The sequence below is a fragment of the Lacibacter sp. genome, assembly GCF_035299325.1.
Lineage (GTDB): Bacteria > Bacteroidota > Bacteroidia > Chitinophagales > Chitinophagaceae > Lacibacter.
Genome location: NZ_DATGWT010000004.1, coordinates 500,503 through 523,293 on the forward strand (window position 1 = coordinate 500,503; position 22,791 = coordinate 523,293).

The following is a 22,791-nucleotide window of genomic DNA, read 5'->3' on the forward strand; positions in this document are numbered from 1 at the left end:
AAAACAATAATAAAAAACATATGAAAAAAGTTTGGCTTATTACCGGTTGCTCTACCGGTTTTGGAAGGGCGTTGGCAACAGAGGCATTGGCACAAGGTTATCGTGTGGCGGTGGCAGCACGCAAAACAGAAGATGTGCAGGATATTGTTTCGGCTTATCCTGATATAGCAATCGCAGTAAAACTGGATGTGACTATTCCTGAGCAGATCAAAGCAGCTGTTGCAACTACATTGGAAAAATTCAACCAGATCGATGTATTGGTGAACAATGCCGGCATTGGTTATTTTGCTGCAATTGAAGAAAGCGAAGAAGCTGAAGTGCGACGCATGTTCGAGATCAATGTATTTGGTTTGGCGAAGATGACGCAGGAAGTTTTGCCGCATATGCGTAAACAGAAAAGTGGTCATATCCTCAACATCTCTTCTATTGGCGGCTTGCGTTCGTTTCCGGGTGTTGGGTTTTACAACGCAACAAAATACGCAGTAGATGGTTTAAGTGAAGCCTTGTACAAAGAAGTGGCTCCATTGGGAATTAAAGTAACCATTATTGCGCCAAGTGGTTTCCGTACCGATTGGGCAGGCCGTTCAGCAAAAGATACTACTGTAAAAATTGATGACTATGCTTCTACTGCCGGTAAGAACGCAGGTGATATACGTGGCTATAGTGGTAATCAACCGGGCGATCCTGTACGTGCAGCAAAAGCAATGATTGATATAACAGAAACCGAACATCCGCCATTGCGTTTATTATTAGGTGCTGCTGCATTGAAAGGAGCACGCTTAAAAGTAGAAGAGTTGAAACATGATTTTGAAACATGGGCAGCCGTAAGTGTTGCAGCTGATTTCCCTAAAGAATAGATTAACTCTCTTCAATAATTTTCCTGCAAAAGCCCTGATCTCATGCAGGGCTTTTGTTTAATTACTCCACGACAGTATTACATCTCTTCCTAGGCGAATGATGAGTATGCCGATCACCAGCAGAAAAACATAACGGATAAACACATTGCCTTTTAATATTGCAGCTTTGCTGCCAATGTATGCACCAAGCATATTGAATACCATCATGGGCAATGCAATTTTAAATACAACAGCTCCATTCATCAGGAACCCGATAAGCGAAGCAACATCTGCTATTGCATTTACAATTTTAGACGAAGCTGACGCATGCAGGAAATTTAAACCAGCTACACTTACAAATGCAAATACGAATAGACTGCCTGTGCCTGGCCCAATGAAACCATTATAAAATCCAATGACCGCTCCAATAGCCGCACAAACCACCAGGAATTTATTACCGCTGTATTTCACCGCATGAATGTGGCCAAAATCTTTTTTGATGAATGTGTACACTGCCAGCACAACAATGATGCACAGTAATAAAGGCTTAAATACTTCTGGGCGTATCAACTCCATTACAAATGTTCCGCTGAATGATGCAATGGCAGCTGTAATACCTGTTGCCATTACAACGCTTGTATCAACACCAATCATTTTGATATACTGAAACGCTGCAACACTGGTGCCTGCGAGTGATGCAAAGCGGTTACTTGCTATCACCTGTACATGGGATAGTTCAGGAAAAAGGATCATTAATAATGGTACTTGTATAAGACCACCACCGCCAACTACAGCATCAATAAAGCCTGCAAATAAAGCACCGATACAAACAAGAAGATAGATCCACCATTCCATTATGGCTGCAAAGTAAAGGAGAAAGCAGACTGCAACAGGCGAAACAGTTGAACAAACTTTCTGTTTTCGACTAAATATTTGCAGTACCTTTCTTGTATTCAATAATAAACTATGAAACCTTTTTTCTTCCTGTTCCTGCTCATACTGGCTGCAGGTTGTGCACCAAAACAACAAGCAGATCAGCAAACAGATTTGCCGGTGACAGACACGATCGCTACAGTTTCAAAAGACACTCCAATTGCATTAACTATTCCTATCCCTGAACGTTGGAAAGAAAAAGCGGCAGCGGGTATCGATTTTATTGCGACAGGTAATGAACCATTCTGGAGTATAGAGATGGATGAACAAAAATTCATCCGTTATACCACACCTGATGGAGTGGAACTCACTACTCCACCTGTGAAAGCAGTTAATATCGATGCTGCAACAAAACTTTATAAGGCAGAAACAGATATGGGGAAACTTGAATTGCAGATCATGAAGAAAGTTTGTATCAATGATATGTCGGGTGATAGTTCAGCCTACACTGTGCATTTAACGATCAAACTAAAGAAAGATGAAACGCCGAGAGTACTTCATGGATGCGGCACTTCACTAAAGCAATGATCATTCACATTACACAAAATAAAAAGAGGGCGTTTTACAACGCCCTCTTTTACTTGTTGGCAAGTATATTATTTCAAATGATTTGACAAATGTTTTGCCATATCGAACATTGATACCTGTGCTTTACCGCCAAATACAGCTTTCAGCTTTGCATCAGCATTGATCATGCGTTTGTTTTTGCTGTCCTGTAATTTATTGGCTTTAATGTAAACCCAGATCTTTTTAACTGCTTCTGTACGTGGTACCGGTTTTGCACCAATTACAGCAGCAAGATCAGCACTTGGAGTGAGTGCTTTCATGAACGCAGCATTAGGCTTACGTGCCGATTTTTTCTTTGCTACTTTTTTCTTTGGAGCAGCTTTTTTAGGAGCGGCTTTTTTTGCAGCTTTCTTAGGAGCAGCCTTCTTTGCAGCTTTTTTAGGAGCAGCTTTCTTCGCAGCTTTTTTAGGAGCAGCTTTTTTTGCAGCTTTCTTAGGAGCGGCTTTTTTTGCTTTTTTTGTTGCCATTTGTTTTAAGTTTTAGAATTTAAATGGATAATAGTAATTGTTAACAGGAATGAATTTAGGATAAATTCTATTACCCAACAAGGATTATACACACATGATGTACACAATGTGAATAAGATGCTTTTTCATTGGGGAAATCGTACTTTTTTAATGCAGTTTTTTACGCACCAAATACTGCTAAAATGGATGATGCCTGAGCAACATAATGACCGCCAAATAGCACTGCATGTACCAATACAGGATAAAGCTGCGTGAGCTGTAACCTTTGCTGCCAGCCACTTTCAAGCGAATAATGGTATTGATAAGCTTCATAAAAACTACGATCGAAACCTCCAAACAAAGCCGTCATACCAATATCCATTTCTCTATGACCATAGTAAACAGCAGGGTCAATTAACACCGGAAGGCCATTTTCATTGGGAAAATGGTTGCCTCCCCACAGGTCGCCATGGAGAAAAGCCGGTTTTTCATTGGGAAAATACTGTGAAAGCTTCGTATATAAACGCTCGGCCTGCTGGTGTTGACTGTTGCTAAACAGTCCTGCGTCTGTCAATAATTTTACCAATGGAGCAATGCGATGTGTTGCATAAAAACTACACCAATCATCAGTAAGTGTATTCTGTTGCGGCAAACTGCCAATGTAATTATCAACCGGCCAGACGCATTGTGTTTGTGATTGCAAATGCATTTCGGCAAGCGATTTTCCCAACGAAGAATAATAATCTTTTGCCGGAGCGGCACGTTCGATCCATTCCAGTAAAAGATATTGCTGATCACCGGCAACGCCCGTTTTTATTACTTCCGGCACTATACAATTGCTGTATTTCTTAAGCGCCTCAAGTCCATTTGCCTCCCGTTGAAACATCAATGGAAAAGCAGCTGCATCATTAACTTTGAGAAAAAAGGAAACGTCTCCGGTCTGAATTCTGTAAGCACGGTTAATGTCGCCACCCGTTACTGTTTGTACCTGTGCATCATCAAATCCACATTGCTGTAATATACTTTTCAATGAAACATTCATAGGAAAAAACGTTTGATGAGGCGTATCAATAAACTCACCACAACACTCAGCAATAACATTGTTGTAAAAGGAAAATAGAAACGGACATTCTCCCGTTCAATACGGATGTCACCCGGCAGGCGGCCAATCCAACCCAACTTATCATGAAAGAAATAAATGATCACACCAATCAATACGATCAGCAGTCCCGCAATAATGATCCATTTGCCTGCTTCAGTTCTGAGCATGTGGAAGAATTAATAAAACCAAACTTACAACAGACTCATTAAAAAAGCCCTCCGCTATTGCGCAGGGCTTTTAAACCACCACTTCTGACCACCTGTAAAACTATAAGTTCTTATTTTTCCCTTTTGATTTACCTCCACTGTTTCCTTTTACCACCACTGCTTTTTTGGGTCCGGTTGCATTACCCTTGCTGTACTTAATGGCCTTCTGCTTTCCACTCACACCTTTGTACCTGGCGTATTTTACTTTGTAAGCAGCATGTTGTAAGTAAGGCTTGGGTTTATTTACCACTACTTTGTAGCCATTGTAAAGATTATACGTACGGTAGCGGGATGGTAATCCGGCAGAATAGATCCACTTACCATTATTGAGATAAATGAATTGTTTGCCTGGCACATAGTAATACGTTTCAATATCCGGCAGGTAATAATAATCTACATACTGGTACCCTGCGGGTCCCCATGCCGGCTGTAATCCTAAATTGATGTTGATTTGTGCATCTGCTTTTTGAACAGTTGCCAAACCTCCAATCAACAGCATCATTACGATCATCTTTTTCATATACTTACTTTTAATTTTAATTTTTGCCATCTGGTATACCCCTACTCATTTCCAGTGCTGAGGGTTCAAAGTCAGTGCCAGAAATGATTTCTTGCGGATTTGATTGGCGTAATTTGCTGTCAATGTGGCAAATAAACTGCAATTGGAACAGCAATTGAGCAGGGTGTTTCATTCGAAACAATAGCTAAAAACAAACCAGTATGATACAGGAAAAAGGAACCATTTCCATTAACACGGAGAATATCTTCCCTATTATTAAAAAGTTTTTATACTCCGACCATGAAATCTTCCTGCGTGAATTAGTGAGCAATGCGGTTGATGCATCGCAGAAAATGAAACGCCTGGCAAGCCTCGGTCATTACAGCAAAGAGACAGGCGATCTGAAAGTAAGTGTGTCAGTTGATGCTGCGGCAAAAACCATCACTATTTCTGATAATGGTATTGGTATGACGGCTGATGAGATCAAGAAATACATTAACCAGGTAGCTTTCTCAGGTGCCACTGAGTTTATGGAAAAATTCAAAGAAGCGAAAGATGCCAATGAAATTATCGGTCGCTTTGGTTTGGGTTTCTATTCGGCATTTATGGTGGCTGAAAAAGTAGAGATACAAACACTTTCTTACCAGGACGGAGCAACTCCTGCCCGTTGGGAGTGTGATGGCAGCACCGAATTTGAACTTACAGATGGCAACCGTACAGAACGTGGCACCGATGTTATCCTTTACATCAATAGCGAATCTGAAGAGTTTTTAGAAGAACACCGTATCAGCAGCATTCTTGATAAGTATGCAAAGTTTTTACCTGTGCCTGTGCAATTTGGTACAAAAGAAGAAAGTATTGAAGATGGAGTTGATGAAGAAGGTAAAACAAAATATAAAACAGTTACAGTTGATAACATCATCAACAATACCACTCCTATCTGGACCAAAGCACCAAGTGATCTGAAAGATGAAGACTATCTTGATTTCTATCGTGAGCTTTATCCTTTCAGCGAAGAACCTTTGTTCTGGATACATTTGAATGTTGACTATCCGTTCAATCTTACCGGTGTATTGTATTTCCCTAAACTGAAAAATGATTTTGAAGTACAGAAGAACAAGATCAAGCTCTTCAGCCGCCAGGTATTTATTACGGATGAAGTAAAAGATATTGTTCCTGAATTTTTATTGTTGTTGCACGGTGTTATTGATTCGCCTGATATTCCGTTGAACGTAAGTCGTTCTTTCCTGCAGGCCGATAGCAATGTGAAAAAGATCAACAGCTATATTAGTCGTAAAGTAGCTGATAAGTTAAGTGAACTCTTCAAGAAAGACCGTAAGGGTTATGAAGAAAAATGGAACGACATTGGTTTGTTTGTGAAGTATGGTGCCATTTCTGATGAGAAATTTTACGACAAAGCAAAAGACTTCTTGTTACTCACAAACACCAACAATGAACATTACACATTAGAAGAATACGCTGCTAAAGTAAAAGATTTCCAGACCGACAAAGAGGGTAAACTTGTTTATCTCTACACAATAGATGCAGAGCACCAACACAGTTTTGTGCAGGCTGCACAGAAAAAGAATTACGATGTGCTGTTGATGAACTCGCCAATTGATACACACTTTATACAGCACCTGGAAATGAAGCTGGATAAAACGAGTATGAAGCGTGTTGATGCTGATGTACCGGATAAACTGATCGTTAAAGAAGATGCTCCGCAACACCAGTTAACAGAAGAAGAACGTAACAAAGTGAAAGCAGTGTTTGAAAAAGCAATCAACAATGCACACATGAAAGTAGAACTCGAAAGTTTACCTGCAGAAGCAATGCCAGTAACCATTACCATGGAAGAATGGATGCGCCGCATGAAAGACATGAGCAAACTTGGTGGCGGTGGTATGATGGGCTTTTACGGTAACATGCCCGATAGCTACAACGTATCCATTAACGCCAATCACAAACTCATCAACAAATTGTTGAATGCGGATGAAGCACAACAAACATCCATTGCCAAGCAGGCATTTGATTTGGCATTGCTTGCACAGGGTTTATTGAAAGGTGCTGAGCTTACAGCGTTTGTTGAACGGAATGTGGAGGTGATTTAATTACTCCTGAGCAGAGATTCGATTTTAAAATAAGAGGGCCGATGCAAAGCATCGGCCCTCTTTATTTGTTTATTCAACATTTTCGATAAAAAGACTCATTTCGTTTAAGAAGCGTCATCAGTTCATCTCTTTGTATAATTCTAAAAGATTTGTTTTTTTTCTTCAATCTTCCACCAACCAACAAGTCCAAAGTCGGTTAATATTTGAACTACATTGCCCTGCCTGTCTAAGCCAATGTAAGTAGCATAACAACCATCACCATAACCGGTTGAAAAAGTCGCAAGGTTGTGCCCATCAAAATCGTGTATAAACCCTTTATATCCGTTCTTTTCAGCCTTTGCAATAAAAATATTTTCCCACTCCGAATGATCTTTTTTACTAAAAATATTGTTTGCAATTGAATCAATAAATATTCCTGTTCCCGCATCAACACCATAACAATAAAAACTTGTATCATTTAATGGAATTGGTTTTTGCCCTTTTTGCAAAGCAAATTCCCATTTAGCGATTGATTTGTCTGAGAAAACTATTCGGCTAAACGCAACCCTTTCATCATTAATTGTATTTGCCATTGCAAGATGAACCGGAAATTCTCCTTTTGGGAAATTTTGTACAAACGGCATTATATCTTGCATTACAATTGGGTCACATGCAATTAATTTTCCACTCTTAATTTTTATTTTACCGATGTCAAGCATGTAAAAACTATACTTTATGTCGCCTTCCTGAACTTTTGTTTCATTACTAAACGCCGCTTCAAATATGTCAGGATAAGCTGTCGCTTTAAAAGAAGTTGTAATTACAGGTTTAACTGTATCGGACAAATTGTTTCCCGTCAACAAAAGGCTTTCTTTTGGTTGCCTGTAGCTGTTACAGGAAACTATAATTGTCAGGATTGATAGTAATATTTTTATGGAGATCATAAGTTTACCTACTATTAATGACAGTTAAATTTTACTCCTTCCACTTAAACACAATCGTTCCGTTTTTCTTCTTATCACTCTCCACAGTAATATTGTAAACTTTACCGCCTGCTGTAATACGCATTAAAGCCGTATTTGGCGGGGTTTTACCAAGGTTCTCAGCAAACATCACCAAATTATTCTTTCTTCCTTTCAGTGCCTTTACATTAAGCGTAGTTACTTTATCGGTCAATTGTTTTTTGCTGAGAACAGGATAGCTGTTGAAATAAACCGTGACACTATCACCATCAATTTCGCCATTATCAAACAATTCAATTTTGATCTCAGGCTTATCAATTTCAATGGTCTGGATCACATTGTTATCACGCTCACCTGTTTTCTTCTCTTCACCGGGCACATAATTTTCAGGCATCTGAATAGCAGTGAATACATTCGGCCCATTCAACAATTTAGCGGCAGCCAGTTGAACATCCTTTACTGTTAGCTTATCAACATACTTTTCATAGTTCACAAAATAGTCGATGTTATTACCGGGGAATTTGCTTTCGGTAATTGCAGTTAACCAATCTTCGTTTTCTTTGAGATCGATCTTATGCTGTTCACGCCATTGCTGTTTTACCTTATCCAGGTTTTTTTGCGATGGACCTTTTGTTGCAATTTCTTTGATTTCCTTGTTGATTGCTTTGAGTAATGTATCTGCTTTCTCAGGACCGCAAGGCAACTGAACAGCAAAGGTGTAGTTATCATACGGCTCACTCTCCAATGAACCAAAAATGCCACCACCATAAATACCACCGATCTTTTCACGCAATTCTTCAATGATGCGGATGTTGAGTACTTCAGTAGCAGCCTGTGCTTTCAATTCCAGATCCTGGCTGTAAGGCACTTCACCTGAATGGAGCTGCAGAATAAGACTACGCTCATCTTTCCCTTTCTTCACCATCAGATCCTTCTTACCTTTTACCGGACGTACTTTGTTATCCACTGTAACAAATTTCTTAGCTGTTGTTGGCAAACTACCAATGTATTGTTCAATCAATGGAATGATCTCTTCTTCTTTAAAGCTCCCAACAAATACAAACTCCATGCTGCCTGCATCGCTGAAGCGTTCGTTGTAAATTTCAGCAGCACGTTTCAGATCGATCTTTGAAAAGTTTTCAGACTTTGGCAATGCAATGGGAGCAAGCGGATCATTATTGTACAACACGCTGTAGAATGTATCAATAAATGCAAACTGTGGATTAGCGCTCATCATCGCATATTGCGATTTATTACGTTGTACATAAGATTTAAACAACGAGGTATCCATACGTGGACTTGTAAATGTTAACCACGTAAGCTGGAACAACGATTCAATATCTTTTACAGTTGAACTACCACGCACACCTTCACTTGATGAATTGATAAAAGGATTCACCTGCACGGTTTTACCTGCCAATACTTTCCGCAGATCAACCGGAGAAAACGCACCAACACCCATCGCCTGCACTACAGCTACAGCATATTCAGCATTGTATTTATCAGCAGCACTATAATTATTTTTTCCACCGGGGCGAACAGATGACATCAAGATCTGGTCAGCTTTAAAATCAGTTGACTTCAATGTTACTTTAATGCCATTGCTCAACGTTAATTCAGTTGTACCAAGCTTTTCATCTTTTTTAGTGGCAGTTACTTTTCCTGCTTTAGGTTTGTTTTCTACCAATGAAGAAGCCACGGCTTTATCTTCATAAGGTTTTACATCAGCTTTTTCTGCAGCAGGAAAAAAGGCGAGTATTTCTTCTTCAGTCGGCAACTTTTCTCCTGCTTTCGGTTCAGGCTGTGTGATGTAGGTGAAACGGTTGTCAACGCCTTTGATGTATTTATTCACCAATGCATTTACTTCTTCAATTGTAATACCGGGCAACAATTCCTTTACTTTTTCAAATTCGTATTCAATTCCCGGTGTTGGATCTTTCTTCAAAAAATAGTTCACATACTCATCAACATAATTTGCACTTTCTGTTTTATCTCTGTTGTTATAAGTACGTTCGTAATTGCTGAGTGTTGTTTTCTTACTACGTTCCAGTTCGGTTGCTGTAAACCCAAAACGTTTTACACGTTCCACTTCTTCCAGCAAAACCTGTGTTGCTTTCTTTACATCACCTGTTCCAACACCTGCATATACTGAGAACGCATCATAGCCACGTGCATAGGAACCAAAACCACCTCCGCCAAAATTGAAAGGGGGATTTTCTTTTTGCGTGAGTTCCTGCAAACGTTGATTGAACATACGCAGGAATAAACTGCGGATGATGCTGTTACGGTAATCAGCAACCGTATTCATTGTTTCATACTTGAATACAGGATAGTTGATAGCCACTTCACTTGAGGAAGCTTCTTTATCTGCCAGTATCATTACTTCGTTGGAAGCATATGGTTTTACTTCAGCATACTTGCGTTCACGTGGAGTTGCTGGATTTTTAATACCTGCAAAATGTTTGCGGATAAGTTCTTCAGCTTTCTCAACAGTAATATCACCCACTACAATTACCGCCATGAGATCAGGACGATACCAGTCTTTGTAAAAGCGACGGATGGCATCATACTTAAAGTTTTTGATAATGCTGTCTTTACCAATCGGTAAACGATCAGCATACAATGAACCTGCAAACAATGCAGGCAATATCTTACGGAACATTCTCTCCTCTGCACCTTTACCTAAACGACTTTCTTCCAGTATCACTGCACGTTCGCCATCAATATCATCATTCAGGTTCGATACATTATGCGCCCAGTCTTCAATGATCTGGAAACCTTTTTCAAGATTGCCGGGTTTATCGATCGGGATGGGAAGAATGTATACCGTTTCATCGAAGCTGGTATAGGCATTGAGATCGTTCCCAAAGCCAACACCAATTTCCTGGAGATACGAAACGATATCGTTCTTCTTAAAATTCTTTGTACCGTTAAAGGCCATGTGCTCAGTCATATGTGCAAGACCTAACTGATCTTCATCTTCATTAATAGCACCGGCATTTACTACTAAACGAAGCTCTACTCTTTTTTCAGGTTTTTGATTGGGACGAATAAAATACGTCAGCCCGTTTTCAAGTTTACCCGTTTTCACTTTTGCATCAAACGGAATCTTATCAGTGATTTGCTGGGCAAAAGAACTGACAAAAAGAAATAGAAAAAACGGGAGGAAGAACAGGTGTAATCCTTTACGTTGCATAGATGAAATTTTTAAGTGCGTAAATATAAAAGATTGAAGCCAACAACTCTGTTAAGAAGAGGAAAAGTTGATGGATGGCCGCAAATAAAAAGCTCCCCGTTAAACGGGGAGCTTTGCTTTATAGTGAATGTAAGTTTTAAAGTGCTAAGCCAACGCCAAGCTGGAATCCGGTTGTTTTCCACTGCTCCTGGTTTGGCAAATCGTTGATATTATTCAATCCAATTGCATAACGGCCATATATTCTCACACGTAGAATGTTCAGTTGCGCACCAAACAGCATTGAAAAGTCGCCGCTCTTGAAGGCCTCTTTACCGTTGTCGATAAAAGTCTTATCCTTATTCAACAAGATGCCAAACTGAGGACCGGCCTGCAGTGACAATACCTTAGCTGGTTTGTAAGTGAGTAATAAAGGAATGCTCAGATAATTCAATTGAGGATTTTTTACGTTCTCATCAAGATTTTGATAAATAGCTTTGAATCCGGATGCAGTATCGGAATTGATCTGGTTCCATAATACCTCAGGCTGAATTGCAAATTTCTTCCCTAATGGAATTTCAGCAAATGCACCAAGATGATAACCGAGCTTATATTGTTCATCAAAACCTTTACCCTCAATTTTACCAATATTAGCACCCAGCTTTGGACCGATACGGAATTGTGCAAACGAAGTTGCTGATGCAGTGATTGCTACAAGAAGGATTACAAGAGACTTTTTCATTCGATTTGATTTTAGTTGTTGTATTAACGGCGAAATAAGTGCCAATCATTTCTTTAACGCTGTAAAAATATGTTAAGAAGAACCATGCAAAACTTTCTTAAAACATAAACCCGGTTTGTACACTATACAATGCACTCCATCTGTTTTCACTGCTTAACAGGTAATAATCAAAATATACCTGCGGGTTCAGAAAGAATTTACCAATATACCAACTGGCATCCAGTTGCAACCCTACTGATTGAAACTGGAAAGCACTTTTCTGAGAGTAGGTTTCTGAATAGTTACGGCTACGATCAAGTAAGCGTCGTTGACGAATACTTCCTTTTGAATCAATGGTTACGTTACTTCGTGAGCCAATGATCATCAGTGTTGATTGCAGATTGAAATAATCTTTCTTTCCAATACCATCAAGCACCTGGTTATAACGCATATAAGGAATAAAGGACAGATCCCTGATGAGCACATCAGAGGTATCACTTACATAATAGTATTGTGTAACCAACTGGTTTGTCAAAGGCATGCGTACCTGCTGCGAATCTAGGTATTGCAATGTTTCACGGTAACGGCCACCCGAAAAACCAAGCATGGCCCCACCCTGCAATTTGTTTTTACCAAACTGTAAGTAGGCCAGTACATCATTATCATAAGGAGATGATGCATTTACAAATTCCTTCTTCCCGAAAAATCTCGTGTATGATATACCGTAAGAAGCATTTTCGCCTTTCAGGTAATCGTAAGAAAATGTAATGGCGTGTTGCAGTAATTCTGTTTTGCCTTTTTCAACCAGCAGGTAATTGTTATAAGTAATACCTAAACCTGTTTTATGGTAATAACCAATTGTGGGTGTAATGCTGAGATTGGTTGCCGACTGTTGCGCATTCAACGCCACGTTGCGTACACTGAACTGTGTGTTACCAACACCAAGCGATACCAGCAAATAACTTCTAGGAGCTTTCAGCGAATCATACATATCCAGAAATGCATTGATCTCCCGTTCAAGAGAGTCGACATTGATGGCCGTTGAATCGGTTTTTGTTTCCTGTGCATGCACAGAAAATAAACTACAGCAGATCGTCAGAAACAGAATAAGCGGTTTCAGCATAAAGGAATAGGGCGGTTGGTTGCAAACCATAGACCAACCTGCTGCAATATAGTTTAATGGAGCTAAAAAATCAGCTAAGCTCTATCAACGTAATCTCGGGTAAAATACCCACCCTGCCGGGGTAACCAATGAAACCAAAGCCACGGTTTACATACAGTTTCTGCTGCGCTTCTTCATATAATCCTGCCCATTGCTTATACACGTATTTCACAGGGCTCCACCGGAAACCGGGAATCTCCACGCCAAACTGCATCCCATGCGTGTGGCCAGCCAGTGTGAGGGCAATATCTTTAAACTCCGATGTTACTTCCGCATTCCAATGCGAAGGATCGTGGCTCATGAGTATTTTAAACGGAATATCTTTTGCCGCAGCATGTGTTTCAGGCAGCTTACCAAACGAAGGAAAATTGGCTTTCGCACTTGTATTATCAACTCCGAGTATCGCTATCTGTTCACCGTCCTTTTCCAACACCACATGTTCATTACTGAGTGTTTTCCATCCTAACTGTTTGTGTACATCCACCACTCCTTTTGCATTGGCCAATTGTTTTGCCTTTACTTCTTCTCTTGTTGCACCAGTTGGAAAACCATAATCATGATTACCCAATGTTGCATAAACACCATGCTTCGCTTTCAATCCGGAGAAAACATCCATGTATTCTTTCATTTCATCTGCACTGTAGTTCACAAGATCACCCGTAAACAATACCACATCGGCCTGTTGTTCATTGATCTTCTCAATGCCTTTACGCACCGCTTCTTTATCTGTAAAACTTCCGCTATGAATATCACTCACGTGAATGATCTTAAACCCTTTGAATGCATTGGGCAGATGCGAAAAACTCATCGCAATTTTTTGCAGGTTGTATTTGTATTTATTGCCGAAACCATAAATGAGCGATGTGAATAATCCACCACCAACTGCCAAACCTGCCCAGCTTAAAAACATGGAACGTGTAATACCTGTTCCGGTGCCGGCTGTTTTGGGGTTCCAGTTCGGAAAAATAAAACTACCTGCCCATTGCACTACACGGCGCACATCATCCACCAAAAAGAAAGCACTAGCCAGGAGCTTGGCTAAAAACAAACCAATCACTACGGCAAAGGCATAAGTGCGCAGGAGTTTGTGCCAGGTTTCGTAGTTCGTAAACGTGATACTCAGCATCAACGCAAATGAGAGGATGCTGATGCCCCAGTAAACTGCAAACACGATCAAACGGGTGCGTGGTGCCCAGGTATCGGCTACTGCACGCAGTGCCTGGAAAACGTAAATATCAATCAGCAAAAAAATGATCAGGAAGATCCATGAACCGGCTAAACGTCGCATAAGTTTCAAAATTGAGAAATAAATCAAACACCCTGCTGTTAAATTTCAAACAGTTAGGTAGGTTTCAGTATAACATCGGGGGATAAGTATTGTTCCCGAATATTAGCCTGAACCCTTATTTTTGTCAGGATGGCATTGACTGTGTTTTCCTACACAAGTTTTTGTTTTTCAGTTTGATCAAACCCGTTTTACCGAGATGACGTTTACATATTACGGCCATTCCTGCTTTAGCATAGACGTGAAAGGAAAGAAATTACTTTTCGATCCGTTTATTTCTCCCAACGAATTGGCGGCCGGTGTTGATGTAAACAGCATTGAAGCCGATTATATCCTGGTGAGCCATGGCCATGAAGATCATATAGCAGATTGTGTATCGATCGCAAAACGTACCGGCGCTTTGGTGATCTGTAATTGGGAGGTTTATGTGTGGCTGCAAAAACAGGGAGTAGAAAACATCCATCCCATGAATACGGGAGGAAAAAAAGCATTCGAGTTTGGAACCGTGAAATGTGTTACGGCGCAACATTCCTCTTCCCTGCCCGACGGAACTTATGGCGGCAACCCGATGGGCTTTGTAATTAACTGCGGAAAGAATTTTTATTATAGTGGCGATACGGCTCTTACCCTCGACATGCAATTGGTACCGCAAGGCAGTCCATTAGCATTTTGTATTTTGCCTATCGGCGATAATTTCACGATGGGTTATGAAGATGCAGCAAGAGCAGCACATATGATCAGTTGCCACACAGTGTTCGGCGTGCATTATAATACCTTTCCGTACATTGTAATTGATGAAGAGGCGGTAAAAGAACATTTTCAACGTAATGGGCTGGAATTGAAACTGCCGGCTATTGGTGAAAGTATCAAAATTTGAAATTGAAAACTGAGAGTAGAAACTATGGGTCGAATAATTGGAATAGCGAATCAGAAAGGTGGTGTAGGTAAAACCACAACAGCAATTAATCTCGCTGCAAGTTTTGCCGTACTCGAATACAAAACATTATTGGTAGATGCTGATCCGCAAGCGAACAGTACTACCGGTGTTGGGTTCGATCTGCATAATGTACAGCAAAGTCTGTACGATTGTTTCGTGAACGGTGCCAATGTAAGAGACGTGGTGTTGAAAACAGAAATTCCTAATCTTGACCTGGTTCCATCGCATATTGACCTTGTGGGTGCTGAAATTGAAATGATCAACCAGCCCAACCGTGAATCGGTAATGAAACAATTACTGCAACCCTTGAAAGATGAATATGATTTCATTATCATCGATTGTTCTCCTTCACTTGGTTTAATAACTGTAAATGCATTAACTGCTGCTGATGCAGTGGTGGTGCCTGTACAAACTGAATTCTTTGCATTGGAAGGATTGGGTAAATTACTTAACACCATCAAGATCGTTCAAAGCCGTTTGAATCCACAATTAGTGATCGAAGGTATTCTGATGACGATGTATGATGGTCGCTTGCGTTTGTGTAACCAGGTTGTTAGTGAAGTGCGCCGCCATTTTGAAGGAATTGTATTTGATTCGATCATTCACCGCAATACCCGTTTGAGCGAAGCACCAAGCTTTGGCAAACCGGTGATCTTATACGATAGTGAAAGTAAAGGCGCTGTAAACTATCTTAATCTTGCCAAAGAAATTCTGCAACGTAACAACCTCACCAAGATCAACCAGGTAGACAAGGTTATTGAAATGGATGAGGAAGAAGAGGCCACTAGCTGATAGCCATTCGCTACAAGTTTCGTCACGAAGACAGGAATGAATACAAAGAAAAATTCATTCGTCTTCAATCAATAAAATCGTCTTTTCTTCTTCTTTTTGCAGCTTAGAGCCTTTGTGTCTTCTTGGCAAAAAAATTACTAGCTGCTTTCTCTTTATTTTTGTTTTATGGTAACGAAAGAATCTCCACGCATTGTTTTTATGGGTACACCTGAGTTTGCAGTAGCATCACTTGATGCATTGGTGAAAGCAGGTTATAATGTGGTTGGTGTTATTACAGCACCCGATAAACCGGCGGGTCGTGGAATGAAGTTGACGGAAAGTGCAGTAAAAAAATATGCAACAGAGCATAACCTGTTTGTATTGCAACCGGAGAAACTGAAGAATCCTGTTTTCCTGAAAGAATTAATTGCATTGCGTGCCGATCTGCAGATCGTAGTTGCATTCCGCATGTTACCTGAGGCGGTTTGGAACATGCCAAAGATGGGTACGGTGAATGTACATGGAAGTTTATTACCGCAATACCGTGGAGCAGCGCCTATTAACTGGGCAGTGATCAATGGTGAAAAAGAAACAGGCGTTACCACGTTTAAACTGAAACACGAAATTGATACAGGTGATATTTTGCTACAGGAATCATTTCCTATTGGTGAAGATGAAACAGCAGGTGAAGTGCATGATCGTATGAAAGAAATTGGTGCTCAGTTGTTGGTAAGAACTGTAGAAGGTTTGGTGAACGGAACGTTGGAGGAGAAACCGCAATCGTCAATAGGCAATGAGCAAGTTGCAATGAGTAATGGACAAGTTGAAACTGAGCACTCATCACTCATCATTCATCATTCATCGCTCAAGCATGCCCCCAAAATTTTCACCGATACCTGCAAAATAGATTTCAGCAAAACAGTGGAAGAAGTGCATAATCTTATCCGTGGCCTCTCTCCTTTTCCCGGTGCGTTTACCATGTTCAATGGAAAGATGATGAAGATCTATCGGTCGAAGAAAGAAATAACAACCAACCCACAGCAAGAAAGCGGAGCTTTTGAAACCGATGGCAAAACTTATTTAAAGTTTGCCTGCAGTAACGGCTATGTGCAGGTATTGGAATTACAACTCGAAGGCAAAAAGAAAATGTTGGTGGAAGATTTTTTGAGGGGATACAGGAGCTAAGAATGTTTCACTGAAAACAAAAGTGACAATTCGGATTTCAACTTATTCAATAGCCAAGCTTTTTAATTCTATTGGCAGCTAATATTTTTTTAAACTTGTCATAGTTGAGGGAGAATAAATTTATAATCCGAAACCTTTGCCCATTATATGTTTCAATAATAAGAGTTTCAAATGTCCAATTGTAAACATACGTGTCAAGGTAATATCCTTTAATAAAATCAGGATAAATTTCCTCTTGCTTAAAGAATATTGCATCCTTTATAAAAAGAGCACCTGCTTTTATTTTAATACTGTAGCGATATCTTATCAACAAGTCAAAAAGGACAATTAACCCATACATCACCCCAATGACAATTAATGAAACACCAATATACATTGGCACTCTATTCTGCTCCTTTTCCATTATTATTGGAATATACTTTGGCAGACTAAATGCAACAGCAAGGAACAAAACTAAAACTATGCAACACAGGAGATAAGTAAAGTAATTGAACTTTGTCATAGTTATTTAAGACAAGCTTATTTCCCCCAAATCAACTCCGCATTAAACTTTTCAGCACTAATACCTAATTGTGCTGCCGCAGAATTACTTAAGCGAAACAGCAAACCACTACCCGGACTTGTTTCTTCCACGCTGCCCAACACTTTTGCATATACAGCTTTTCCGTTGGCGGGATTACGCACCATGATGATGGTTCCTTTTTCAACATTATCCATCAACACATAATATTTTCCATCGCTCCAGCCGCTCGTGCTTTTAAAGACAGAACCGGGGCCATTGTTGCGATCTGTGCGGCGGCCGTTATTCGACTGGCGGTTAAACTCATCTTTAAAAAATCCGTTACCACCATAGCTTGCCGGTGTAACTTCCATTTTTGGTTCTTCTTTCTTTACTTCAGGTTTGGGTTGCTCCTGCTTTGGCTCTTCTTTTTTCACAACAATATCCTGCTTCTTCGGTTCTTCAACCTTTGGCTCTGGTTTGGTTTGTTGATTTACCACATTCGGTTCGCTACGCACATTCATACCTTTTGCTGCAAGTGGTGATAATGTTTTATCAACTTTCAGAAAACCAACGATCACTTTGTTACCTGCACTCACTGCTTCTAAGTTATTCCATGATTTGATGGAAGCATTATCTGTTCCAAACAACTGGCTCAGCTTTGTTAGCGTTTCGCCTGCTTTTGCTGTATGGTAAACCGGAACAACGGTTTCATTTTCTTTGCGTGTACCTGTTTGCCAGAAATTCACTTCATTCAAGGGAATGCGTATTTGCTGACCTATACTCAAGGGTGACGTCAACTCAAGTCCGTTATAAGGCGCAAACACCCGTGGACTGATATTGTAAATACGGCCAATGCTGTAAAAATTTTCTTTGGGGCCAATACTGTGTACGAGGTACGGTTTACCCTGGTTATCTAACTGCGCCACTAAAGGAGTGGTTTGTGCAGCAACAACAAGAACAGAAAAAAACAAACTGAAAAACAAAAAGGCTCTCTTCATGGGAACATAGTTTACGTTGCAAAGATGCATAATTCTATGAAAGAACCATACCAAAGAAAAGCTTAACGTTTCTTTTGCTAACATTGCATCCACATGAGCAATATTAAACCCAAATATTACGTGGTGTGGAAAGGGAAAGAACCCGGCATTTATACCAATTGGAACGACTGCAAGCAGCAGGTAGAAGGATTTACGGGTGCTGCCTACAAATCATTTACTTCAAAGGAAGAAGCTGAGCAGGCTTACAAAGAGCACTTTGCCAAACATATCTACAAGAAAGAAAAAACAGAAAGCACTAAAGATCTTTCTGCTGTTGGCACTCCTATTCACGAAAGTATAGTCGTTGATGCTGCATGGAACAGTGTGCAGAAAGACATGGAATACCAGGGCATTCTTTACAAAACCAATACCCGCATTTTTCACATGGGTCCATTGGCAAACGGCACCAACAATATTGGTGAATTTTTAGCCATTGTACATGCATTGGGTTATTGCAAAAAACACGAGCTGCACAGCATGCCCATTTACAGCGATAGCCGCAATGCCATTGGTTGGGTGAAAGCAAAAAAATGCAAAACCAATTTGGAGCAGTCAGCAAAAACACAACACATCTTTGATCTGATCCATCGAGCAGAAAACTGGTTGCAGGAAAATAACTACCGTAATAAAATTTTAAAATGGGAAACGGAAGCATGGGGCGAAAATCCGGCTGATTTCGGACGCAAATAGCTTCTAGTTTAGTTTGTGGTTTTTAGTTTTCAGTTTATTGTTACCTATCGGCTTGTGCCTTGTGCCCTGTGCCTTTTCCCGCTGCGATTATCTTTTGGCAAGGTTCTTGAAATTATGTGTTCATTATTCACCTTTTAAAACACAGCATTATGAGTATGAAGTTAATTCTTGCCTGCGTAGCGGCAGGTGCAGCAGTTGGTATGCTGATGGCCCCTGAAAGTGGAACATCCATCCGTAACATGATCAGTGAAAAATTCGATGATCTGAAAGAACGCCTGTACAAAGTAAGAAACAGCAGTTCTGATATAGAAGAACTGAAGGAAGTGTTTAAACATGAAATTGCAGGTTTGAAAGAAGATACAAGGAAACGTGTGCTTGAAATATTGCAGGCAACGAAGCTAACCGGTAATCATATAAAGGAGCAACTGGTCTCTTAAATTGGTATCGGATGCAAATAAAGGGAGTCGGTTACCGGCTCCTTTTGTATTTTACTGAGTTATTAGAAGTCCTCTACCCATTTTTCACAGGTTAAAAAACATTGTATGTGGATATTCAGGGTCAATCGTTTATTCAGGAACAGCATCAGGCTTATCAGTATTCTATTGATCATTTGCAAACATGCTATCCGCAACTGGATCAACAATAACCGTTTTCTAAGAAGAGTATTCGATCCGAAAGGCAGCAATCTCACTACACGTGCAGAACGGTTGCGCTTGATGATCGAAGACCTGGGGCCAACCTTTGTAAAGTTTGGACAGATCGTTGCTGATCGTCCTGATCTTGTAAGTGAGCAATTAAGAAATGAACTGAAGAAACTGCAAACTTCTGCCAAGCCATTTGATACGGCACATGCATGGCGCATTATGGAGGAAGAATTGGGCGATCCTATTCACGAAGTTTTTGAACATCTCGACCATAACCCCATTGCATCTGCATCTATTGCACAGGTGTACAGAGGTAAACTACGTAGTGGCGAAATGGTGGCAGTAAAAGTACAACGGCCGCATATCAAACAAAAAATTTCCATTGATCTTGTATTGATGAAAGTATTGGCTGAACAGGTGGTGAAATCATATCCTGAATTAGCCAGCTTTAATGTGATTGAATTTGTGGAAGACTTCGGCAATATCATGAAAAAAGAACTTGATTTTGCCAATGAAGCATCGAACATGATGCGTTTTGCTGAAATGTTCAAGTATGATGAGTATTGTTACATACCAAAAGTGTACAGTCAGTACAGCACACAAAAAATACTGGTGATGGAATTTGTAACAGGTATAGAACCTGATGCAAAAGAAGAATTACTGGCAAAGGGTTTCGATACAAAGCAGATCGCATTGAATGGCACACAGATCATTTTAAAAATGATCCTGAAGCATGGATTTTTTCATGCCGATCCGCATGCGGGCAATCTACTCATAAGAGAAAATAACCAGGTGGTATTGCTCGATCATGGCATGACAGCCAGTTTAAAACCTGCGCAGATACAGGCACTCATCAACTTTATGCTGGGCTTTGCACGGCAGGATACGCATCGCATTACAAAAGCATTGCTTGCCTTGCTGAATATCAATTTTTATAAAGACCATGCAGATCTTGAATTTGAAGTGAGTGAACTTATTCAGAAATACAGTTATATCCCTTATGAAAAAGTAGATATTTCCAGCCTGTTGGCCGATACGTTTAAAGTGATCTTACGTCATGGATTGAAAGTGCCCACTAACTTATACATGCTGTTAAAAGCACTCGGCACAATTCAAAAATTTGCCGAAGCATTGGAAGCAGATATTTCACTCATTAACATGATCGAACCATTTGCTAAAGAAAAAATCAAAGAGAAGTTCAGTTTTGATACAATTGTAAATAAAGTGATCAATTCAGCAGAGGATTATCTCTACATTGTTGATCGCCTGCCTACCGACATAAAAGAGATCGTCAATAATCTTCGCACCGGTGTATTGAAACATGAGATCAATTTCAGAGAAGATAGTTTTACTAACAAAGCATTACGGCAGAACTTTAATCGTCTTGCTTTTGTGTTTATTCTCGGTTTGCTGATGATCTGCGCAACATTGCTCATGATCTATCAACCGGAGAGCAGCGGTATTAAAGTATTATTCTACAGCACGGCTGCTATTCTTATCTGGACAGGGTTTAAACTGTTGTTCAATACGAAATTCAAATGATGAGTGATGAATGATGAGTAATGAGTTGGTTAGGCAACTATGAACTATGAACATTTAGTGGTCTATCGTCTGTGGTCTGCTATCTCATCAAAATGCGCCACTCTTTCGGATAATAATTATTGATACGGTTTCCGAGTAATTTCATCCAGCCAAGTGGAAAGTTGTTGTACACTGCCAATGCCCAACCTTTGTGCGGATTCTCGATGTTGATTTCATTTTTACGCAGGTAGTCTAATGATTGTTCAAGCGTAAGCTCCACTTTTACAACATCCTCCTTAAGAATAGTTGATACAGCCAATGCATGTTCAGGCAGCAGATCATTCTTTGCAATAGTGCCCAACTCCACTCCCGCATAACGCACTTTTAATTCCTGCATCAGGTATTGAATTGTTTCGTTCCATTGTGTTGGAATGGCTGCAATGTTTTGTCCCTGTTTGATGAAGGTTAACCCTTCTGATGAACTGATCCAATTTGCTGCAATCGCTGCTTCCTGTTTTGATGCAAGCTGTGTTGTTTTGATTTTGATACGAAGTTGATCTGCTGATTCTTTCTTTTTAAACGCAGCAATAAAGAAACCTTCCCCTTTTACTTTGTATGGCCAGAAACGATAACCATAAGCACCTGCTGTTGATTGTACCTCATCAATGTTCCACTCATTTTCAACCTTCAACTCTAAACTTTCCACTTTAAACTCTTTCATCACCCAATCCAGTATTTCTTCATCTTCTTCTGATGAATAAGAACAGGTAGAATAGATCAATACGCCATCTTCTTTCAAACAATTCCATGCATCGGCTAAGATGCGTTGTTGCCGCTGACTGCAAAGCTGTACATTATCTTCACTCCATTCCTTGATCGCTTCTGCATCACGACGAAACAAGCCACTGCCGCTGCAAGGTGCATCAATCACCAACACATCAAACAAACCGTGCAGCTTTGAAAAAGCAGTGGGATCATTATTCGTCACCACTACATTTCCTGCACCCCACTTGATAATATTTTCTTTGAGAATATTTACTCTTGTCTGAATGACTTCGTTACTCACTAATAAGCTTTCTTTGCTGATAACAGATTGCAGTAATGTTGATTTACCACCGGGTGCGGCACACAGATCCAGTACAAGTAAAGGTTGATCAAGCTCAACTGATTGCTTTAACGCCTGTTCTAAAAACATACTGCTGGCTTCCTGTACATAATACGCACCGGCATGTAATAACGGATCAAGTGTAAACGAAGGACGCTGGCTGAGATAGTAGCCGGATGAGGACCAGGGAACGGGTTGATGAGTGATGAATGATGAATGATGAATTTCTTCTTGCTTATTGCCAATTGCCTCTTGTCTATTGCCTAATACCCATTCACCATTCAGCATTGGTAACTTCAAAGGATTCATGCGCACCGACACAACTTGTTCTCCACTTGCATGCACTTCTTCAAAAGCAGTTTTATCAAACCCTTTGGTGTGTTCAATTGACTGTAAGAGTAAATCAGGAAGTTGCATG

General features: G+C 40.2%; 22 protein-coding genes. 9 read left to right on the top strand and 13 right to left on the bottom strand.

Annotated features, from left to right (window positions below; translation table 11 throughout):
• Positions 1 to 20: 20 nt before the first annotated feature.
• Complete coding sequence (locus tag VK159_RS03955; protein WP_324228842.1) at positions 21 to 857, top strand: oxidoreductase; 837 nt, start codon at positions 21 to 23, stop codon at positions 855 to 857.
• A gap of 57 nt (positions 858 to 914) precedes the next feature.
• On the opposite strand, the gene VK159_RS03960 is transcribed toward VK159_RS03955, so the two are convergent.
• On the bottom strand, positions 915 to 1,691 hold the full coding sequence (locus tag VK159_RS03960; RefSeq protein WP_324228843.1) for a sulfite exporter TauE/SafE family protein: 777 nt from the start codon (positions 1,689 to 1,691) through the stop codon (positions 915 to 917).
• Between the two features lie 111 nt (positions 1,692 to 1,802).
• Between VK159_RS03960 and VK159_RS03965 the strand changes: the two genes are divergently transcribed.
• Positions 1,803 to 2,297, top strand: a complete 495-nt coding sequence (locus tag VK159_RS03965; protein ID WP_324228844.1) for a hypothetical protein — start codon at positions 1,803 to 1,805, stop codon at positions 2,295 to 2,297.
• Between the two features lie 68 nt (positions 2,298 to 2,365).
• Here the strand turns inward: VK159_RS03965 and VK159_RS03970 are convergent, their stop codons facing one another.
• The 4 genes from VK159_RS03970 to VK159_RS03985 form a co-directional block, all read right to left on the bottom strand.
• Positions 2,366 to 2,803, bottom strand: a complete 438-nt coding sequence (locus VK159_RS03970; RefSeq protein WP_324228845.1) for an SWIB/MDM2 domain-containing protein — start codon at positions 2,801 to 2,803, stop codon at positions 2,366 to 2,368.
• A 160-nt stretch (positions 2,804 to 2,963) separates the two neighbouring features.
• Entirely contained in the window at positions 2,964 to 3,824 is an 861-nt protein-coding gene (locus tag VK159_RS03975) for a fructosamine kinase family protein (protein WP_324228846.1), read from the bottom strand.
• Positions 3,821 to 4,051, bottom strand: coding sequence for a DUF2905 domain-containing protein (locus VK159_RS03980; RefSeq protein ID WP_324228847.1), 231 nt, complete (start codon positions 4,049 to 4,051; stop codon positions 3,821 to 3,823). The genes VK159_RS03975 and VK159_RS03980 overlap by 4 nt, the downstream gene beginning before the upstream one ends.
• 100 nt (positions 4,052 to 4,151) lie before the next feature.
• Positions 4,152 to 4,610, bottom strand: coding sequence for a hypothetical protein (locus tag VK159_RS03985; protein WP_324228848.1), 459 nt, complete (start codon positions 4,608 to 4,610; stop codon positions 4,152 to 4,154).
• 200 nt (positions 4,611 to 4,810) lie between these two features.
• Here VK159_RS03985 and htpG point away from each other — a divergent pair, with 200 nt between their 5' ends.
• The gene (gene htpG / locus VK159_RS03990; protein ID WP_349254773.1) at positions 4,811 to 6,700 is read left to right on the top strand and encodes a molecular chaperone HtpG; all 1,890 of its coding nucleotides are present in this window, start codon (positions 4,811 to 4,813) and stop codon (positions 6,698 to 6,700) included.
• 140 nt (positions 6,701 to 6,840) lie between these two features.
• On the opposite strand, the gene VK159_RS03995 is transcribed toward htpG, so the two are convergent.
• From VK159_RS03995 to VK159_RS04015, 5 genes are all read right to left on the bottom strand, one after another.
• Positions 6,841 to 7,623 carry a DUF4241 domain-containing protein gene (locus VK159_RS03995; protein WP_324228849.1) on the bottom strand — a complete coding sequence of 261 codons (783 nt, stop codon included), beginning with the start codon at positions 7,621 to 7,623 and terminating at the stop codon, positions 6,841 to 6,843.
• 31 nt (positions 7,624 to 7,654) lie between these two features.
• Complete coding sequence (locus VK159_RS04000) at positions 7,655 to 10,837, bottom strand: M16 family metallopeptidase (RefSeq protein ID WP_324228850.1); 3,183 nt, start codon at positions 10,835 to 10,837, stop codon at positions 7,655 to 7,657.
• Between the two features lie 136 nt (positions 10,838 to 10,973).
• On the bottom strand, positions 10,974 to 11,555 hold the full coding sequence (locus VK159_RS04005; RefSeq protein WP_324228851.1) for a porin family protein: 582 nt from the start codon (positions 11,553 to 11,555) through the stop codon (positions 10,974 to 10,976).
• 97 nt (positions 11,556 to 11,652) lie between these two features.
• Positions 11,653 to 12,657, bottom strand: a complete 1,005-nt coding sequence (locus VK159_RS04010; protein ID WP_324228852.1) for a hypothetical protein — start codon at positions 12,655 to 12,657, stop codon at positions 11,653 to 11,655.
• 70 nt (positions 12,658 to 12,727) lie between these two features.
• Positions 12,728 to 13,984, bottom strand: coding sequence for a metallophosphoesterase (locus tag VK159_RS04015; RefSeq protein WP_324228853.1), 1,257 nt, complete (start codon positions 13,982 to 13,984; stop codon positions 12,728 to 12,730).
• Between the two features lie 196 nt (positions 13,985 to 14,180).
• On the opposite strand from VK159_RS04015, the gene VK159_RS04020 reads away from it, so the two are divergent.
• The 3 genes from VK159_RS04020 (at position 14,181) to VK159_RS04030 (ending at position 16,874) form a co-directional block, all read left to right on the top strand.
• Positions 14,181 to 14,858 carry a metal-dependent hydrolase gene (locus VK159_RS04020; protein WP_324228854.1) on the top strand — a complete coding sequence of 226 codons (678 nt, stop codon included), beginning with the start codon at positions 14,181 to 14,183 and terminating at the stop codon, positions 14,856 to 14,858.
• Positions 14,859 to 14,882: 24 nt separating this feature from the next.
• Positions 14,883 to 15,710 (top strand): AAA family ATPase, encoded by an 828-nt coding sequence (locus VK159_RS04025; protein ID WP_324228855.1) that lies wholly within the window; start codon positions 14,883 to 14,885, stop codon positions 15,708 to 15,710.
• Positions 15,711 to 15,875: 165 nt separating this feature from the next.
• On the top strand, positions 15,876 to 16,874 hold the full coding sequence (locus VK159_RS04030; RefSeq protein WP_324228856.1) for a methionyl-tRNA formyltransferase: 999 nt from the start codon (positions 15,876 to 15,878) through the stop codon (positions 16,872 to 16,874).
• 46 nt (positions 16,875 to 16,920) lie between these two features.
• Here VK159_RS04030 and VK159_RS04035 read toward each other — a convergent pair whose 3' ends face one another.
• Positions 16,921 to 17,277, bottom strand: coding sequence for a hypothetical protein (locus VK159_RS04035; protein WP_324228857.1), 357 nt, complete (start codon positions 17,275 to 17,277; stop codon positions 16,921 to 16,923).
• Positions 17,278 to 17,393: 116 nt separating this feature from the next.
• Positions 17,394 to 18,374 carry a LysM peptidoglycan-binding domain-containing protein gene (locus VK159_RS04040; protein WP_324228858.1) on the bottom strand — a complete coding sequence of 327 codons (981 nt, stop codon included), beginning with the start codon at positions 18,372 to 18,374 and terminating at the stop codon, positions 17,394 to 17,396.
• A 93-nt stretch (positions 18,375 to 18,467) separates the two neighbouring features.
• Here VK159_RS04040 and VK159_RS04045 point away from each other — a divergent pair, with 93 nt between their 5' ends.
• The 3 genes from VK159_RS04045 to VK159_RS04055 all read left to right on the top strand — a co-directional run bounded on the left by VK159_RS04045 (position 18,468) and on the right by VK159_RS04055 (position 21,289).
• A complete protein-coding gene (locus tag VK159_RS04045; RefSeq protein WP_324228859.1) occupies positions 18,468 to 19,103 on the top strand; it encodes a ribonuclease H family protein in 636 nt (211 codons plus the stop codon).
• A 149-nt stretch (positions 19,104 to 19,252) separates the two neighbouring features.
• On the top strand, positions 19,253 to 19,540 hold the full coding sequence (locus VK159_RS04050) for a YtxH domain-containing protein (RefSeq protein ID WP_324228860.1): 288 nt from the start codon (positions 19,253 to 19,255) through the stop codon (positions 19,538 to 19,540).
• Between the two features lie 105 nt (positions 19,541 to 19,645).
• Positions 19,646 to 21,289 (top strand): ABC1 kinase family protein, encoded by a 1,644-nt coding sequence (locus VK159_RS04055; RefSeq protein ID WP_324228861.1) that lies wholly within the window; start codon positions 19,646 to 19,648, stop codon positions 21,287 to 21,289.
• Between the two features lie 79 nt (positions 21,290 to 21,368).
• Here VK159_RS04055 and VK159_RS04060 read toward each other — a convergent pair whose 3' ends face one another.
• Positions 21,369 to 22,790 (bottom strand): methyltransferase RsmF C-terminal domain-like protein, encoded by a 1,422-nt coding sequence (locus VK159_RS04060; RefSeq protein ID WP_324228862.1) that lies wholly within the window; start codon positions 22,788 to 22,790, stop codon positions 21,369 to 21,371.
• Position 22,791: the final 1 nt, after the last annotated feature.

What these genes read in the sequence shown, in the direction of transcription:
- VK159_RS03955 (WP_324228842.1), top strand. Translation starts at nt 21, where the DNA reads ATGAAAAAAGTTTGGCTTATTACCGGTTGCTCTACCGGTTTTGGAAGG.
- VK159_RS03960 (WP_324228843.1), bottom strand. Translation starts at nt 1,691, where the DNA reads ATGGAATGGTGGATCTATCTTCTTGTTTGTATCGGTGCTTTATTTGCA.
- VK159_RS03965 (WP_324228844.1), top strand. Translation starts at nt 1,803, where the DNA reads ATGAAACCTTTTTTCTTCCTGTTCCTGCTCATACTGGCTGCAGGTTGT.
- VK159_RS03970 (WP_324228845.1), bottom strand. Translation starts at nt 2,803, where the DNA reads ATGGCAACAAAAAAAGCAAAAAAAGCCGCTCCTAAGAAAGCTGCAAAA.
- VK159_RS03975 (WP_324228846.1), bottom strand. Translation starts at nt 3,824, where the DNA reads ATGAATGTTTCATTGAAAAGTATATTACAGCAATGTGGATTTGATGAT.
- VK159_RS03980 (WP_324228847.1), bottom strand. Translation starts at nt 4,051, where the DNA reads ATGCTCAGAACTGAAGCAGGCAAATGGATCATTATTGCGGGACTGCTG.
- VK159_RS03985 (WP_324228848.1), bottom strand. Translation starts at nt 4,610, where the DNA reads ATGAAAAAGATGATCGTAATGATGCTGTTGATTGGAGGTTTGGCAACT.
- htpG (WP_349254773.1), top strand. Translation starts at nt 4,811, where the DNA reads ATGATACAGGAAAAAGGAACCATTTCCATTAACACGGAGAATATCTTC.
- VK159_RS03995 (WP_324228849.1), bottom strand. Translation starts at nt 7,623, where the DNA reads ATGATCTCCATAAAAATATTACTATCAATCCTGACAATTATAGTTTCC.
- VK159_RS04000 (WP_324228850.1), bottom strand. Translation starts at nt 10,837, where the DNA reads ATGCAACGTAAAGGATTACACCTGTTCTTCCTCCCGTTTTTTCTATTT.
- VK159_RS04005 (WP_324228851.1), bottom strand. Translation starts at nt 11,555, where the DNA reads ATGAAAAAGTCTCTTGTAATCCTTCTTGTAGCAATCACTGCATCAGCA.
- VK159_RS04010 (WP_324228852.1), bottom strand. Translation starts at nt 12,657, where the DNA reads ATGCTGAAACCGCTTATTCTGTTTCTGACGATCTGCTGTAGTTTATTT.
- VK159_RS04015 (WP_324228853.1), bottom strand. Translation starts at nt 13,984, where the DNA reads ATGCGACGTTTAGCCGGTTCATGGATCTTCCTGATCATTTTTTTGCTG.
- VK159_RS04020 (WP_324228854.1), top strand. Translation starts at nt 14,181, where the DNA reads ATGACGTTTACATATTACGGCCATTCCTGCTTTAGCATAGACGTGAAA.
- VK159_RS04025 (WP_324228855.1), top strand. Translation starts at nt 14,883, where the DNA reads ATGGGTCGAATAATTGGAATAGCGAATCAGAAAGGTGGTGTAGGTAAA.
- VK159_RS04030 (WP_324228856.1), top strand. Translation starts at nt 15,876, where the DNA reads ATGGTAACGAAAGAATCTCCACGCATTGTTTTTATGGGTACACCTGAG.
- VK159_RS04035 (WP_324228857.1), bottom strand. Translation starts at nt 17,277, where the DNA reads ATGGAAAAGGAGCAGAATAGAGTGCCAATGTATATTGGTGTTTCATTA.
- VK159_RS04040 (WP_324228858.1), bottom strand. Translation starts at nt 18,374, where the DNA reads ATGAAGAGAGCCTTTTTGTTTTTCAGTTTGTTTTTTTCTGTTCTTGTT.
- VK159_RS04045 (WP_324228859.1), top strand. Translation starts at nt 18,468, where the DNA reads ATGAGCAATATTAAACCCAAATATTACGTGGTGTGGAAAGGGAAAGAA.
- VK159_RS04050 (WP_324228860.1), top strand. Translation starts at nt 19,253, where the DNA reads ATGAGTATGAAGTTAATTCTTGCCTGCGTAGCGGCAGGTGCAGCAGTT.
- VK159_RS04055 (WP_324228861.1), top strand. Translation starts at nt 19,646, where the DNA reads ATGTGGATATTCAGGGTCAATCGTTTATTCAGGAACAGCATCAGGCTT.
- VK159_RS04060 (WP_324228862.1), bottom strand. Translation starts at nt 22,790, where the DNA reads ATGCAACTTCCTGATTTACTCTTACAGTCAATTGAACACACCAAAGGG.